General features: G+C 61.9%; 14 protein-coding genes. 5 read left to right on the forward strand and 9 right to left on the reverse strand.

Going from position 1 to position 14,225, the window contains the following annotated elements:
• The first annotated feature begins 108 nt into the window (after positions 1 to 108).
• Together AC06G5_RS17680 and preA are read left to right on the forward strand one after the other, a co-directional pair.
• Positions 109 to 1,476: an NAD(P)-dependent oxidoreductase gene (locus AC06G5_RS17680; protein ID WP_480457798.1), complete on the forward strand. Its 1,368-nt coding sequence runs from the start codon at positions 109 to 111 to the stop codon at positions 1,474 to 1,476.
• Positions 1,477 to 2,751: an NAD-dependent dihydropyrimidine dehydrogenase subunit PreA gene (preA, locus tag AC06G5_RS17685; protein WP_480457800.1), complete on the forward strand. Its 1,275-nt coding sequence runs from the start codon at positions 1,477 to 1,479 to the stop codon at positions 2,749 to 2,751.
• A 148-nt stretch (positions 2,752 to 2,899) separates the two neighbouring features.
• On the opposite strand, the gene AC06G5_RS17690 is transcribed toward preA, so the two are convergent.
• Complete coding sequence (locus AC06G5_RS17690) at positions 2,900 to 3,520, reverse strand: TetR/AcrR family transcriptional regulator (RefSeq protein WP_008017494.1); 621 nt, start codon at positions 3,518 to 3,520, stop codon at positions 2,900 to 2,902.
• 135 nt (positions 3,521 to 3,655) lie between these two features.
• Between AC06G5_RS17690 and copC the strand changes: the two genes are divergently transcribed.
• The 3 genes from copC (at position 3,656) to AC06G5_RS17705 (ending at position 5,963) form a co-directional block, all read left to right on the forward strand.
• Positions 3,656 to 4,021 (forward strand): copper homeostasis periplasmic binding protein CopC, encoded by a 366-nt coding sequence (gene copC, locus AC06G5_RS17695; protein WP_413427939.1) that lies wholly within the window; start codon positions 3,656 to 3,658, stop codon positions 4,019 to 4,021.
• Positions 4,022 to 4,024: 3 nt separating this feature from the next.
• Positions 4,025 to 4,882 carry a copper homeostasis membrane protein CopD gene (gene copD, locus AC06G5_RS17700; protein WP_480457803.1) on the forward strand — a complete coding sequence of 286 codons (858 nt, stop codon included), beginning with the start codon at positions 4,025 to 4,027 and terminating at the stop codon, positions 4,880 to 4,882.
• A gap of 190 nt (positions 4,883 to 5,072) precedes the next feature.
• Positions 5,073 to 5,963, forward strand: coding sequence for an aldose 1-epimerase (locus tag AC06G5_RS17705; RefSeq protein WP_480457805.1), 891 nt, complete (start codon positions 5,073 to 5,075; stop codon positions 5,961 to 5,963).
• Here AC06G5_RS17705 and AC06G5_RS17710 read toward each other — a convergent pair.
• From AC06G5_RS17710 to exaC, 8 genes are all read right to left on the reverse strand, one after another.
• Complete coding sequence (locus AC06G5_RS17710) at positions 5,939 to 7,675, reverse strand: PAS domain-containing hybrid sensor histidine kinase/response regulator (RefSeq protein ID WP_480457807.1); 1,737 nt, start codon at positions 7,673 to 7,675, stop codon at positions 5,939 to 5,941. The two genes, AC06G5_RS17705 and AC06G5_RS17710, sit on opposite strands and share 25 nt — an antisense overlap.
• The gene (ercA, locus tag AC06G5_RS17715) at positions 7,659 to 8,822 is read right to left on the reverse strand and encodes an alcohol dehydrogenase-like regulatory protein ErcA (RefSeq protein ID WP_085718082.1); all 1,164 of its coding nucleotides are present in this window, start codon (positions 8,820 to 8,822) and stop codon (positions 7,659 to 7,661) included. Before ercA ends, AC06G5_RS17710 begins: the two co-directional genes overlap by 17 nt.
• 220 nt (positions 8,823 to 9,042) lie before the next feature.
• Positions 9,043 to 10,185, reverse strand: a complete 1,143-nt coding sequence (gene pqqE / locus AC06G5_RS17720; RefSeq protein WP_480457810.1) for a pyrroloquinoline quinone biosynthesis protein PqqE — start codon at positions 10,183 to 10,185, stop codon at positions 9,043 to 9,045.
• Entirely contained in the window at positions 10,163 to 10,435 is a 273-nt protein-coding gene (pqqD, locus tag AC06G5_RS17725) for a pyrroloquinoline quinone biosynthesis peptide chaperone PqqD (protein WP_111288525.1), read from the reverse strand. The genes pqqE and pqqD overlap by 23 nt, the downstream gene beginning before the upstream one ends.
• Complete coding sequence (pqqC, locus tag AC06G5_RS17730) at positions 10,432 to 11,184, reverse strand: pyrroloquinoline-quinone synthase PqqC (RefSeq protein ID WP_413427944.1); 753 nt, start codon at positions 11,182 to 11,184, stop codon at positions 10,432 to 10,434. The genes pqqD and pqqC overlap by 4 nt, the downstream gene beginning before the upstream one ends.
• Positions 11,185 to 11,327: 143 nt before the next feature.
• Positions 11,328 to 12,242, reverse strand: a complete 915-nt coding sequence (gene pqqB / locus AC06G5_RS17735; protein ID WP_413427945.1) for a pyrroloquinoline quinone biosynthesis protein PqqB — start codon at positions 12,240 to 12,242, stop codon at positions 11,328 to 11,330.
• Positions 12,243 to 12,297: 55 nt separating this feature from the next.
• Positions 12,298 to 12,369, reverse strand: coding sequence for a pyrroloquinoline quinone precursor peptide PqqA (gene pqqA, locus AC06G5_RS17740; protein ID WP_003253598.1), 72 nt, complete (start codon positions 12,367 to 12,369; stop codon positions 12,298 to 12,300).
• Between the two features lie 263 nt (positions 12,370 to 12,632).
• Positions 12,633 to 14,153 carry an acetaldehyde dehydrogenase ExaC gene (exaC, locus tag AC06G5_RS17745; protein WP_413427946.1) on the reverse strand — a complete coding sequence of 507 codons (1,521 nt, stop codon included), beginning with the start codon at positions 14,151 to 14,153 and terminating at the stop codon, positions 12,633 to 12,635.
• Positions 14,154 to 14,225: the final 72 nt, after the last annotated feature.

Raw genomic sequence — 14,225 nt, forward strand, 5'->3', positions numbered from 1 at the left:
ACGCGTTCCAAGTGTGGGAGCGGGCTTGCTCGCGAAGAGGCCCGCACAGACAACAAAAAAACAATGCCCATCAGAGGCAGCACCTCAAATCACCGTGAGGCCAAAACCGTGATCAAGACCCTGAGTCATCTCCCGCATCCCTACGAGAGTGCAGCCACCCTCGCCGGCCACTTCACCGATCTGGCGCCGCCGCTCAACGAGCGCCAGGCTCACCTGGAAGCCTCGCGTTGCCTGTATTGCTACGACGCGCCGTGCGTGAATGCCTGCCCGAGCGAAATCGACATTCCCTCGTTCATCCGCAACATTGCGCAGGACAATGTGCAAGGCGCCGCACAGAAGATCCTTTCGGCCAACATCCTCGGCGGCAGTTGCGCCCGGGTGTGCCCGACGGAAATCCTTTGCCAGCAAGCCTGCGTGCGCAATAACGCCCACGAGTGTGCGCCGGTCATGATCGGCCTGTTGCAACGCTACGCCGTGGACAACGCCCACTTCAGCGCCCACCCGTTCCAGCGCGCTGCCACCACCGGCAAACGCATCGCCGTGGTTGGCGCCGGTCCCGCCGGACTGTCCTGCGCCCACCGCAGTGCCATGCACGGGCACGACGTGGTGATTTTCGAGGCACGGGAAAAGGCTGGCGGTCTCAACGAGTACGGGATCGCCAAATACAAACTGGTGGATGACTACGCGCAACAGGAGCTTGAGTTCCTGCTGGAAATCGGCGGGATCGAAATTCGCCACGGACAGAAGCTCGGGGACAACCTGACCTTGAGCGAACTGCAGCAACAGTTCGATGCGGTGTTCCTTGGCCTCGGACTCAATGCCAGCAAACAATTGGGGCTGGCCCACGAAGACGCGCCGGGCCTGCTCGCCGCCACCGACTACATCCGCGAACTGCGCCAGGCCGATGACCTGACCCAACTGCCCCTGGCCGACCATTGCATCGTCCTCGGCGCCGGCAACACCGCCATCGACATGGCTGTGCAAATGGCCCGTCTCGGTGCCCGTGACGTGAACCTGGTGTACCGGCGCGGTACCGAAGACATGGGTGCCACCCATCACGAACAGGACATTGCCAAGGCCAATCAGGTACGACTGATGACCTGGGCGCAGCCCGAAGAGGTGTTGCTCGATGACCACGGCCGCGTGCGCGGCATGCGTTTCGCCCGCACCCATCTGGTCGAAGGTCGCTTGCAAACCACCGGTGAAACCTTCGAACTGGCCGCCGACGCGATCTTCAAAGCCATCGGCCAGGCCTTCGACAGCCGCGCCCTCGCCGATCCGCTGGCTCGTGAACTCAAGCGTCAGGGCGAGCGCATAGAAGTGGATGAACAGCTGCGCACCAGCATCCCCGGCGTGTATGCCGGCGGCGACTGCACCAGCCTCGATCAAGACCTTACCGTGCAAGCGGTACAACACGGCAAACGCGCCGCCGAGGCGATCAACGCTCAACTGATGCTCAACGTGGAGGCTGCGTAAATGGCCGATCTATCGATAGTCTTCGCCGGCATCAAAGCGCCCAATCCGTTCTGGCTGGCCTCCGCGCCACCCACCGACAAAGCCTACAACGTGGTCCGCGCCTTCGAGGCGGGCTGGGGCGGCGTAGTCTGGAAAACCCTGGGTGAAGACCCGGCGGCGGTCAACGTGTCGTCGCGCTACTCGGCGCACTTCGGGGCTAACAGGGAGGTACTCGGTTTTAACAACATCGAGCTGATCACCGACCGCTCACTGGAGATCAACCTGCGGGAAATCACCCAGGTCAAGAAGGACTGGCCGGACCGTGCGCTGATCGTGTCATTGATGGTGCCCTGCGTCGAAGAATCCTGGAAAAACATCCTGCCGCTGGTGGAAGCCACCGGTGCCGACGGCATCGAACTGAATTTCGGTTGCCCCCACGGCATGCCGGAACGGGGCATGGGCGCGGCAGTCGGCCAGGTGCCGGAATACGTGGAACAGGTCACCCGCTGGTGCAAGACGTATTGCTCTTTGCCGGTGATCGTCAAGCTCACGCCGAACATCACCGACATCCGTGTCGCCGCCCGCGCGGCCCACCGTGGCGGCGCCGATGCGGTGTCGCTGATCAACACCATCAACTCGATCACCAGCGTCAACCTCGAACGCATGGTCGCCAACCCCATGGTCGGTGGCCAAAGTACCCACGGCGGTTACTGTGGCTCGGCGGTCAAGCCGATTGCCTTGAACATGGTCGCCGAAATCGCCCGTGATCCGCAGACCCAAGGCCTGCCCATCAGCGGCATCGGCGGCATCGGCAATTGGCGCGACGCGGCGGAATTCATCGCGCTGGGCAGCGGCGCGGTGCAGGTGTGCACGGCGGCGATGCTGCATGGCTTCCGGATTGTCGAAGACATGAAGGACGGTTTGTCCCGCTGGATGGACAGTCAGGGCTACGCCAGCATCTCGGAGTTTTCCGGCCGCGCGGTGGGCAATACCACGGACTGGAAGTACCTGGACATCAACTACCAGGTGATCGCGAAGATCGATCAGGAGGCGTGCATTGGCTGTGGTCGTTGCCATATCGCCTGTGAGGACACCTCGCACCAGGCTGTGGCCAGCCTCAAGCAGGCAGATGGCACCCACAAGTATCAAGTGATCGATGAGGAATGCGTGGGCTGCAACCTGTGCCAGATCACCTGCCCGGTACAGGACTGCATCGAGATGGTGCCGGTGGAGACTGGCAAGCCGTTCCTGGACTGGAATCATGATCCGAGGAATCCGTATCACGTCACAGTTTGAGTTCAGCGGCGCCTGTACGGACGCCATCGCGAGCAAGCTCGCTCCCACAGGTATCTCTGGTGTACACAACACTTGCGTACGACATGGGTCACTGTGGGAGCGGGCTTGCCCGCGATGAGGCCAGCAGCAACACCACAAATCTCGGGCCTCAAGGCTCCAGCCCAATCCCCCGCAAAATCACACTGGTCACCGTCTGCACTGCTTTTTCAAATTGCATGTCCGACAGCGGCTGATGGTCGTTGAGGATATTCACTTGGTGATCGAAGTCGGCGTAGTGCTGGGTCGAGGCCCAGATCATGTACAGCAGGCTCGACGGCTCCACCGGCAGGATGCGTTTGTCATCCACCCACTGGCGGATTTTCGCTTCCTTCATCTTGGCCCAGTCGTACAGGCTCGCGTCCAGCGCTGCGCCGAGGGTCGGCGCGCCATGGATGATTTCGTTGGCCCAGACTTTCGAACCATAAGGCCGGCTGCGGGAATGGTTCATCTTGGCGCGGATGTAGCTGCTGAGCACCACACGCGGGTCATCGAACATCTCGAAGCACAGGGCGTCCTGCTTCCAGACCTCCAGCAAATCGAACAGCACCGCGCTGTACAGTTCGGTCTTGGTGCTGAAGTAGTAATGCAGGTTGGAACGCGGCAGTTGCACTTCGGCGGCGATATCGGCCATGGCGGTGCTGCCGAAGCCCTTTTCAGCGAAGACTTTTTCCGCCCCCAGCAGAATCTTTTCGACGTTACTGCGACGAATCTCGATCTTGTGATTGCCCATGCGGGTCCCCGACAACAACGTTGAACAAGACTAGCATCCGCTCTGGACCGCGGCGACAGGGGAAAACGAAACTTCGTACAGCCGCTGTCGTAACGCTAAACTCTGTGCACCTGGAAATTGCCTGAGGAACTCACGATGCTGCTCAAGAAAACCCTGACCGTCGCAGCCCTGCTCGGCTCGCTGCTCGCCGCTTCTTCGGTGTTTGCCCATGCGCACCTGAAAAGCCAGACACCGGCCGCCAACAGCACCGTGACCGCGCCAACGGAGTTGCGCCTGGAGTTCTCCGAGGGTGTCGAGGCCAGTTTCACCAAAGTCACGCTGACCAGGGATGGCGCACCGGTGGCGGTCAAAGCGCTGACCACCGAAGGCAGCGACAAGAAGACCCTGATCGTCACCCCGGCCGCGCCGCTAACCGCCGGAGCCTACAAGGTCGAATGGCACGCCGTGTCGGTCGACACTCACAAAAGCGAAGGTGCCTACGCCTTCAAGGTTGGCCAGTAATTCATGGCGAGCGCGCTGGTGCTGTGCCGCTTCCTGCATTTCATCGTGGTGTTGATGCTGTTCGGAAGCTGGGTGTTCAGGCCGTTGCTGGCAAATGGCGAAACCGCACTGGATCAGCGGCTGGCACGGACCTCCCATTGGCTGGCCGCAGTGGCGCTGGGCAGCGGGGTGTGTTGGTTGTTGCTGGTTACCGCAAGCATGGCCGGGGCCTGGGACGCAGCCTTCGATCCGCCGACCCTGCACCTGGTGCTGGGCAGTACCTTTTTCGGTCAGGTCTGGCGCTGGCATCTGCTGATTAACATCGCGTTGCTGGTGGTGTTGCTGACACCGCTAAGCGCCAGCCTTGCGCCGCGTCTGATCCTCAGCGGTCTGCTGGTGGCCACGCTGGCCCCGGTCGGTCACGGCGCCATGCTCGACGGCACCGCCGGGCAATTGTTGATACTCAATCAGCTCATTCACCTGATGTGCGTGGGTGCCTGGCTCGGCGGCTTGATGTTGCTGGTGATGATTCTGCGACAGCCTGAGGGGCATTCGATCCGCGCGATGTTGCAGCGCTTCAGCGGCGTCGGCTACGGGTTGGTCGCCGGGCTGCTGATCACCGGGCTGATCAATGTGCGGGTACTCACCGGGGCATTCTGGCCAACGCCGCTGCTCACCGGGTTCGCCTTGATCCTGTTGATCAAGGCGTTGCTGGTGACGGCGATGCTGGGCCTGGCGTTGTTCAATCGCTTGCGGATCAATGATTGCGAGCAGCGTCTGCAAACACTGCGCACCAGTGTGATGCTGGAGTGGATGCTGGGGCTTGGCGCAGTGGCGGCCGTTTCACTGCTGGGCACCCTGCCGCCAATGATTTCCAGCTGACCGCCCCATCCCCTGTAGGAGCGAGCTCGCTCGCGATGAACCCGACAACGCCGAGGGGTATCAGGATTCCAGCGTTATCGTTGACGACCATCGCGAGCGAGCTCGCTCCTACAGGGTAGGTATTCCAAATCTGAAAGTTGACCCCGGCAGGCATGAAACGCCCCTCCATCGATTTCCACCAGTGATGACCATGATGCCCACGCTTCTCGAACTCAAAGACGAACTCACCCACCTCACCCTCGCCCCGGAACTCGGCGCCAGCATCGTCAACTGGACTGTCCGCAGCACCGGGCAACCCTTGTTGCGCCACAGTGACGCCGATGCCCTGAACACGGGATTGCCCGGCAAACTTGGCTGCTTTCCCCTGATCCCCTGGTCCAATCGCATCGCCGAAGGTGGATTCGATTGCCCCGACGGCTGGCTGGCCCTGACGCCCAACAGCCTCACCGATCCCCTGCCGATTCACGGCAGCGCCTGGCAGCAGCCGTGGGACGTGGTTGCCCAATCTGAAGATGAAGTGATCCTGCAACTCGACAGCGCAACGCCTTTCGCCTATCGCGCCCGGCAACGTTTGCATTTGAGCGCGGGCAAGCTGAGCATCGAACTGCAGGTCACGCACCTGGCTGAAAACCCTGCGTGGTATGGCTTGGGACTGCATCCGTACCTGCCGCGGACACCGAACACCCGACTACAGGCACGGGCCCGGCAAGTGTGGTTGTGCGACGGGGAAAAACTGCCGACAGAACTCAGCGCGTTGCCGGTCGAGTGGGATTTTCAGCAACTCAAGTCATTGCCAGAAGCGCTGGTAGACAACGGCTTCTGCGAATGGGACGGCCATTGCCTGATCCGCCAGCCCGACCTTGGTTATGAACTGCAATGCCGGGCCATCGGTAGCGATTACTACCTGCTTTATTGCCCGGTTGGCCTGGATTTTTTCTGCATCGAACCGGTGAGCCACCCGGTCAACGCGCACCACGTGCCCGGTCGACCGGGGTTGCGTTTACTGGAACAGGGGCAATCCACCGAGCTGGGGTTCACCCTGCAGTATCGGCCGCTTCAGGCAGATGCCCCCAACAGTTGACTCAACACCGCTCGCAACTTGCCGGGCTTCACCGGCTTGTTCAGCAACGGTGCGTTGAGCCGCTGTAACGCACGCCGACAATGGTCGGTGCGGTCGGCAGTAATAATCACCGCGGGAATGTTCTGGTGGAAATGCTCGCGCAAATGTCGCACCACATCACAGCCGACCACCGCGTGATCGAGATGATAGTCCGCGAGAATCAGCTCCGGCGCCTGCCCGCGTAATGCCGCCAGCGCAGACGCTTCATCGGTGGCGGTCAGAACGTCGCAGCCCCACTGCCCGAGCAACGCGCTCATGCTTTCGAGAATGCTCACTTCGTTGTCGATCACCAGCAGACGGCGGCCCGGCAGCGGGTTGCCGGTGCCCGGCTGTGGCACCGTCTGGCTCACGGGTAACGGAACCTCGCGGGATATCGGCACCTCGATGCTGAACATCGACCCACGCCCCGGCAACGAGTACACGCCAACTTTATAGCCGAGGATCTTGGCGATGCGCTCGACAATCGCCAGCCCCAGGCCCACGCCCTTGCGATCGGCGGCGCGGCCGACGTCCAGCTGGTTGAACTCGAGGAAGATCGAATCGAGCCGGTCAGCGGCGATGCCACGCCCGGTGTCCCAGACCTCCAGGCGCAACATCTCGCCTCGACGCCTTGCCCCCAGCAGGATGCTGCCTTCATCGGTGTAGCGGCAGGCATTGCTGAGGAAATTACGCAGGATCCGCGTCATCAGGCGCAAGTCGGTGCTGATGGCGTAATCGGCCATGCGCACCCGCAGGTTCAAGCCGGCCGCCTGCGCGACGGACTGAAACTCCGAGACCAGCGGCCCGAGCAGTTCGTCGAGACGGTATGGCGCGATGTCCGGCTTGACCGCAGCCTGATCGAGCCGGGAAATGTCGAGCAGATCCGTCAACAGGTCTTCGGCCCCTTCCAGGGCCTGGTGAGTGCGTTCCACCAGCACCTGTTCGGTTTCCGGCAACTTGCGTTCGCGCAAGGTCGAAATCAGCAACCGTGCGGCATTCAGCGGTTGCAGCAGGTCGTGGCTGGCGGCGGCGAGGTATTTGTCCTTGCTGTGATTGGCGGCCTCGGCGGCATCGCGGGCGTCGCGCAAGGCCTCGGCGATCTGTTTACGCTGGATGATCTGCTGCTGAAGGTTGCGGTTGGCTTCGAGCAGTTCATTGGTGCGTGCGACGACGCGCAGTTCCAGTTCGTCATTGAGTTGCTGCAGGCGTTGCTGGGCCTGTTTACGCTCGGTGATATCGGAAACGAACCCCTCCACCAGCCCTTCCTGGCCGGGTTTGAGCAGCAGGTTCATCAACACATCGAGGTAACTGCCGTCCTTGCGGCGCAAGCGGGTTTCATAGCCGTGCAGGCTGCGCTGGTGTCTGAGGATCTCGACGATGTTTTCCAGCTCCTGCGCACCGTCGACAAACAGGGCGCCGGCCAGGTCGGTCAGGGAGAACAGCACCTCCTGCGGGTCCTGGTAGCCAAGCATGCGTGCCAGCGCCGGGTTGGCGGCGCGCATGCCATCGTGCAGGCTGGCCTGGAAGATCCCGTGCACCGCATTTTCGAACAGCCACTTGTAGCGATTACGCTCGGCCTCCAGATCATCCAGGCGCGCAGCCAGTTCCGGGTAATGACTCTTGCGGGCCGAATGGCTGCCTAACCCCAGCAGCCCGGCCAGGGCCCGTTGTTGCTCGTCAGAGGGCTTCGCCATAGACGACCTCGACATCACGCTGGCTGGATTCGCGCGGGTTGGTCAGGATGCACGGATCGTCCATGGCATGTTGCGACAGGAACGGAATGTCGGAGGTCCTGACGCCATGCAAACCGAGGGTTTCGTGAAAGCCGATGGCATGCTTGAGCGCGATCAGGTGTTCCACCAGACGCCCGCAGATCTGCCGGTGATTCAGGCCCCGGCAGTCGATGCCGAAGGTCTCGGCGATCACTTTGAAGCGCTCCGGTGCCGAGTTGTAATTGAAGGCCACCACGTGTTCGACGAGCACCGCGTTGCACAGGCCGTGGGGCAGGTCGAGAAAGCCGCCGAGGCTGTGGGACATGGCATGCACGGCACCGAGGATTGCGTTGGAAAATGCCAGCCCGGCCTGCATGCTGCCGAGCATGATCTTCTCGCGCAGGGCGATGTCGGTCGGGTTGGCGATCATTTGCACCAGGTTGCCATTGATCAGGCGCATCGCCTCCAACGCGTGAGGGTCGGTCAGCGGCCCATGGCCGGTGGACACGAACGCTTCGATGGCATGCACCAACGCGTCGATGCCAGTACAGGCCGACAGGAACGGGTCCATGCTCAGGGTGGTTTCCGGGTCGATCAGCGAAACGTCCGGCACCACCGCCTTGCTGACGATGGAGAACTTCATGCGTTCCTGCTGGTTGGAAATGATCACGAATTGCGAGACGTCGGCCGAGGTGCCGGCAGTGGTCGGAATCAGGATCAGCGGCGGGCTGGGCACGCGGATGGTGTCCACGCCCTCGAATTCGAGAATGCTGCGGCCATGGGCGACGACGATGCCGATGCCCTTGCCGCAGTCCATCGGGCTGCCGCCACCGACGGCGACGATCACGTCGCAGTGGTTTTCCCGGTACAGTTCGGCGCCGCGCATCACCTCTTCGACCCGCGGGTTGGGCGAAACATCGCTGTAAAGGCAGTATTCGATGCCCAGCGCCTGCAGGCTGGCTTCGACATCGGCGACCCAGCCGGCGGCAATCACGCCGGGATCGCTGACCACCAGGACCTTGCGCGCGCCAAAGGTCTTGGCATAGTTGCCGACATTGTGCCGGCTACCGGCACCGAAGATGATTTCAGGCGAAACGAATTTACGCAGCTGGTTGAGACTCTGGCTCATTGGAAAGCCTGTTTTTATTGTTTTGGAAGGTAAAAGCCACACTAAACCATCCAGCTGCGAATGCAATCAGACCAATGGGTAGCACTGATTTTGGATTCACCGCAGATCCCTGTGGGAGCGGGCTTGCTCGCGAAAGCGGAGTGTCAGTCACCCTCTCTATTGACTGACAGGGCCTCTTCGCGAGCAAGCCCGCTCCCACAGGGGATCTGTGTGGCCTGACTCATCCGCGGTAGATCAGCCGCGACGTCTTCTCATTGCGCAACGTCAGGTGTTCCATGCCCAACCCCGGTGCCTCGGCTTCTTCGCGGGCCTTGAGGATCACGCCGTGGTGCGCGGACTTGCTGCACACCGGGTCGGCATTGGTGGCGTCACCGGTGAGCATGAAGGCCTGGCACCGGCAGCCCCCCAGGTCCTTGTGCTTTTCGTCGCAGGAGCGGCACGGCTCCTTCATCCAGTCATCGCCGCGAAAACGGTTGAAGCCGAACGAGTCGTTCCAGATGTGCTCGATGCTGTGTTCGCGCACGTTGGGAAACTGTACCGGCAATTGCCGGGCGCTGTGGCAAGGCAATGCCGTGCCATCGGGGGTGATGTCGAGAAACAGGTTGGCCCAGCCGTTCATGCAGGTCTTGGGACGCTCTTCGTAGTAGTCGGGGGTGACGAAGATCAGCTTGCACGGGTGACCCTGTACCTCAAGCCGCTGGCGATACTCGTTGGTGATGCGCTCGGCCCGTTGCAGTTGTTCGCGGGTCGGCAGCAAGCCGACGCGATTGAGTTCAGCCCAGCCATAGAACTGGCATGTGGCGAGTTCTACAAAGTCCGCGTCCAGTTCCAGGCACAACTCGATGATCTGCGCGATCCGGTCGATATTGTGCCGATGGGTGACGAAGTTCAGCACCATCGGATAGCCCTGGGCTTTCACCGCCCTGGCCATCGCGAGTTTCTGGGCGAAGGCCTTGCGCGAGCCGGCCAGCATGTTGTTCACCGCTTCGTCGGCGGCCTGGAAACTGATCTGGATATGGTCCAGCCCGGCCACCTTGAAGTCGCACACCTTCTGCTCGGTCAGGCCGATGCCGGAGGTGATCAGGTTGGTGTAGTAGCCCATGTCCCGCGCGGCCTTGATCAGTTCGGCGAGGTCCTGGCGTACCAGCGGCTCGCCACCGGAAAAGCCCAATTGCGCGGCGCCCATGTCCCGTGCGTCGCGGAACACGCGGATCCATTCTTCCGTGCTCAGTTCCTCGCCGTGCCGGGCAAAATCCAATGGATTGGAACAGTACGGGCATTGCAGCGGGCAGCGGTAAGTCAACTCGGCGAGCAGCCACAACGGCGGTCCGGGCAGCGCCTTACTCGATCCAGAATTGCGCATGGGCCACCTCCAGAAACGCCAGCACGTCTTCGTCGATCCCCGGTACGCCGGGGAAATTCGCGCTCAATCGATCAATGATCGCCGCCACGCTGCGCTGGCCATCCACCAGGTCGAGAATCTGTCCGGCACTGCTGTTGAGCTTGATCATGCCTTCGGGGTACAGCAGCACATGGCAGGCCTGACGGGGCTCCCATTGCAGGCGAAAACCGCGACGCAAGGCCGGTGACTGCTGGCGATTGATCAGGCTCACAGGGCGATCCCCCGGTGCCAGACGTTATCGCCGGTGACCGTATGGTACGGCGGACGCTCCAGCTCGTAGGCCATGCTCATGGCATCGAGCATGCTCCACAGCACGTCGAGCTTGAATTGCAGAATCTCCAGCATGCGTCGTTGCCCCTCGGCCGTCACGTAGTGCGCCAGGGTGATGCGCAAGCCATGCTCGACATCGCGCCGCGCCTGGCTCAGGCGCGTGCGGAAATAGTCGTAGCCTGCGACGTCGATCCACGGGTAATGGGTGGGCCAGGCGTCGAGTCGCGATTGATGGATCTGCGGGGCAAAGAGTTCGGTCAGCGAACTGCTGGCCGCTTCCTGCCAGCAGGCGCGACGGGCGAAGTTGACGTAGGCATCCACCGCAAATCGCACCCCGGGCAACACCAGCTCCTGGGACAGAATCCGCTCGCGATCCAGCCCCACGGCTTCGCCCAGGCGCAGCCAGGCTTCGATACCGCCCTCGCTGCCGGGGACACCGTCGTGGTCGAGAATCCGTTGCAGCCATTCCCGGCGCACGTCGCGGTCCGGGCAGTTGGCCAGGATCGCGGCGTCTTTCAGCGGAATGTTGACCTGGTAATAGAAACGATTGGCGACCCAGCCCTGGATCTGCTCGCGGCTGGCGCGGCCGGCGTACATGGCCTGGTGGAACGGGTGATGGATATGGTAGTAGGCGCCCTTGGCACGCAGGGCGGCTTCGAATTCTTTGGGGGACATCGGGGTCTCGGTCATTGGGGTACTCCTGGAAGCGCTGCGGTGTCTGGTCTGGCCTCTTCGCGAGCAAGCCCGCTCCCACAGGGGTCAGGGTTGAACACAATTTTTTGATCGAAACAGATCCATTGTGGGAGCGGGCTTGCTCGCGAAGAGGCCGTCGACTACAACTCAATACCCATGCCGTCATAAGCCACTTCGATCCCCCGCCGCTCCAGCAACGCCCGCTCGGTCGAGTTTTCATCAAGGATCGGATTGGTGTTGTTGATGTGGATCAGCACCTTGCGCTGGCGGTTGAAACCCTCCAGCACTTCAAGCATCCCGCCGGGGCCGCTTTGTGCGAGGTGCCCCATTTCGCTGCCCAGGCTCTGGCCGACTTCACAAAGACGCATCTCATCGTCACGCCACAGCGTGCCGTCCAGCAGCAGGCAATCGGCACGCTGCATCCAGCCCAGCACTTCATCGTCGATTTGCCCAAGGCCCGGTGCATAGAACAGCGAGGCGCCGTTGCGCAGGTCTTCAATGAACAGGCCAATGGTGTCGCCCGGTTGCGGGTTGCCGCGATTGGGCGAATACGGTGGCGCGTTGCTCACCAGGGGAATCGCACGAAATTGCAAATGCTCGCAGGCCGGGATGCCGAACGGCTGGCGATCGAGACCGACCGGTTGCCATTGCAATCCGCCGTTCCAGTGCCCAAGCACCTCGAACAAAGGGAAACCACTGCTCAGGTCCTGATGCACGCGCTCAGTGCACCACACCGCATGCGGACAGCCTTCGCGCAGACTGAGCAAACCGGTGCAATGGTCGATCTGGCTGTCCAGCAGCACGATGCCGGCGATGGCGCTGTCACGCAGTCGCCGCGCCGGTTGCAAGGGCGCAAAACTCTCGAATTGCGCGCGAATGTCCGGTGAAGCGTTGCACAGCACCCACGCCACACCGTCGTCACTCAGGGCAATCGACGACTGCGTACGGCGCTGTGCCTGGAGGCTGCCATTGCGCACACCGGCGCACTGGCGGCAATTGCAGTTCCACTGTGGGAAGCCACCGCCGGCTGCGGAACCAAGAACGCGAATGTACATGGCAGATGCTCCACAAGGCAGGCCCGGCCAACGCTTCGGCTGGCCGGGTGATCAATCAACGGTTGGCGAAATACATCGTCACTTCGAAGCCAATGCGCAGATCGGTAAACGCGGGTTTAGTCCACATGGGTCATTCCTCTTCTTGTGCCCGGGTGATTCCGGTAATGCCATTAATGCACGGGGCGTCGAGTGCCCGAATGCTACTTTCGAAGGAGTTTCGGGGGTGATTTGGTAGGGGGTGTGCGATCGTCATGTACACACAAATACTGTAGGAGCGAGCTTGCTCGCGATGGTCGTCAACGATAACGCGGGAAGCCTGGTGCCCCGTGGCGTTCTCGGGATCATCGCGAGCAAGCTCGCTCCTACAGAGTGCTTGCCATCAGTGCGAAATCAGAAGAACCCCAGCGGATTGATGTCGTAGCTCACCAGCAGGTTTTTGGTCTGCTGATAGTGGTCGAGCATCATCTTGTGGTTTTCCCGACCGACGCCGGACTTCTTGTAGCCACCAAACGCCGCGTGCGCCGGGTACAGGTGGTAGCAGTTGGTCCACACGCGCCCGGCCTTGATCGCCCGGCCCATGCGGTAGGCGCGGTTGATGTCGCGGGTCCACAGGCCGGCGCCGAGGCCGAACTCGCTGTCGTTGGCGATGGCCAAGGCTTCAGCTTCGTCCTTGAAGGTGGTAACACCCACCACCGGGCCGAAGATTTCTTCCTGGAACACACGCATCTTGTTGTGCCCCTTGAGCAGCGTCGGCTGGATGTAATAACCACTGGACAGGTCGCCCTCCAGGCGTTCGGCCGCGCCACCGGTGAGCAGTTCGGCGCCCTCCTCCTGGGCAATGCTCAGGTACGAGAGGATCTTGTCGTATTGCTGCTCGGAAGCCTGGGCACCGACCATGGTTTCGGTGTCCAGCGGGTTGCCGCGCTTGATCTTGACGATCTTCTTCATCACCTCGGCCATGAACGGCTCGTAGATCGACTCCTGCACCAGCGCCCGGGACGGGCAGGTGCAGACTTCGCCCTGGTTGAAGAACGCCAGCACCAGGCCTTCGGCGGCTTTTTCGATGAACGCAGGTTCCGCGCTCATGATGTCTTCGAAGAAGATGTTCGGCGACTTGCCGCCCAGTTCGACGGTGCTGGGAATGATGTTCTCGGCGGCGCAATGCATGATGTGCGCGCCCACCGGGGTCGAACCGGTGAACGCGATCTTGGCGATGCGCTTGCTGGTGGCCAGGGCTTCGCCGGCTTCGCGACCGAAGCCCTGGACGATGTTCAGTACGCCCGCCGGCAGCAGGTCGGCGATGAGCTCAGCGAAGACCATGATCGACAGCGGCGTCTGCTCGGCAGGCTTGAGCACGATGCAGTTGCCCGCAGCCAGGGCCGGGGCGAGTTTCCAGGCGGCCATCAGCAGCGGGAAGTTCCAGGGAATGATCTGCCCGACCACGCCCAGCGGCTCATGGAAGTGATAGGCCGTGGTCAGCTCGTTGATCTCGGCGGCGCCGCCTTCCTGGGCGCGGATGCAGCCTGCGAAGTAACGGAAGTGGTCGGCCGCCAGCGGCACGTCGGCGTTGAGGGTTTCGCGCACGGCCTTGCCGTTGTCCCAGGTTTCGGTGACGGCCAGCACCTCAAGGTTCTGCTCGATGCGATCAGCGATTTTCAGCAGCACCAGGGAGCGGTCCTGGGCCGAGGTCTTGCCCCAGGCGTCGGCAGCGGCATGGGCAGCGTCGAGGGCCTTGTCGATGTCGGCGGCGCTGGAGCGCGGGAATTCGGCAATTACTTCGCCGTTGACCGGTGAGGTGTTGGTGAAGTACTCGCCATTGATCGGGGCAACGAACTCGCCACCGATGAAGTTGCCGTAGCGCGGCTTGAAGGTAATGACGGCACCTGGGGTTCCGGGTTGTGCGTAGATCATGATGGGCCTCTGTCTGGGTCGGAGCCTGTCGTGCTGACAGGCGATGAGCCGATACTAGAGAGCCCCGCGTGC

Source organism: Pseudomonas sp. WT-JTC, assembly GCF_056711565.1.

Coding starts and splice junctions, on each gene's coding strand:
- preA (WP_480457800.1), top strand. CDS start 1,477: ATGGCCGATCTATCGATAGTCTTCGCCGGCATCAAAGCGCCCAATCCG.
- AC06G5_RS17690 (WP_008017494.1), bottom strand. CDS start 3,520: ATGGGCAATCACAAGATCGAGATTCGTCGCAGTAACGTCGAAAAGATT.
- copC (WP_413427939.1), top strand. CDS start 3,656: ATGCTGCTCAAGAAAACCCTGACCGTCGCAGCCCTGCTCGGCTCGCTG.
- copD (WP_480457803.1), top strand. CDS start 4,025: ATGGCGAGCGCGCTGGTGCTGTGCCGCTTCCTGCATTTCATCGTGGTG.
- AC06G5_RS17705 (WP_480457805.1), top strand. CDS start 5,073: ATGATGCCCACGCTTCTCGAACTCAAAGACGAACTCACCCACCTCACC.
- AC06G5_RS17710 (WP_480457807.1), bottom strand. CDS start 7,675: ATGGCGAAGCCCTCTGACGAGCAACAACGGGCCCTGGCCGGGCTGCTG.
- ercA (WP_085718082.1), bottom strand. CDS start 8,822: ATGAGCCAGAGTCTCAACCAGCTGCGTAAATTCGTTTCGCCTGAAATC.
- pqqE (WP_480457810.1), bottom strand. CDS start 10,185: ATGCGCAATTCTGGATCGAGTAAGGCGCTGCCCGGACCGCCGTTGTGG.
- pqqC (WP_413427944.1), bottom strand. CDS start 11,184: ATGACCGAGACCCCGATGTCCCCCAAAGAATTCGAAGCCGCCCTGCGT.
- pqqB (WP_413427945.1), bottom strand. CDS start 12,242: ATGTACATTCGCGTTCTTGGTTCCGCAGCCGGCGGTGGCTTCCCACAG.
- exaC (WP_413427946.1), bottom strand. CDS start 14,153: ATGATCTACGCACAACCCGGAACCCCAGGTGCCGTCATTACCTTCAAG.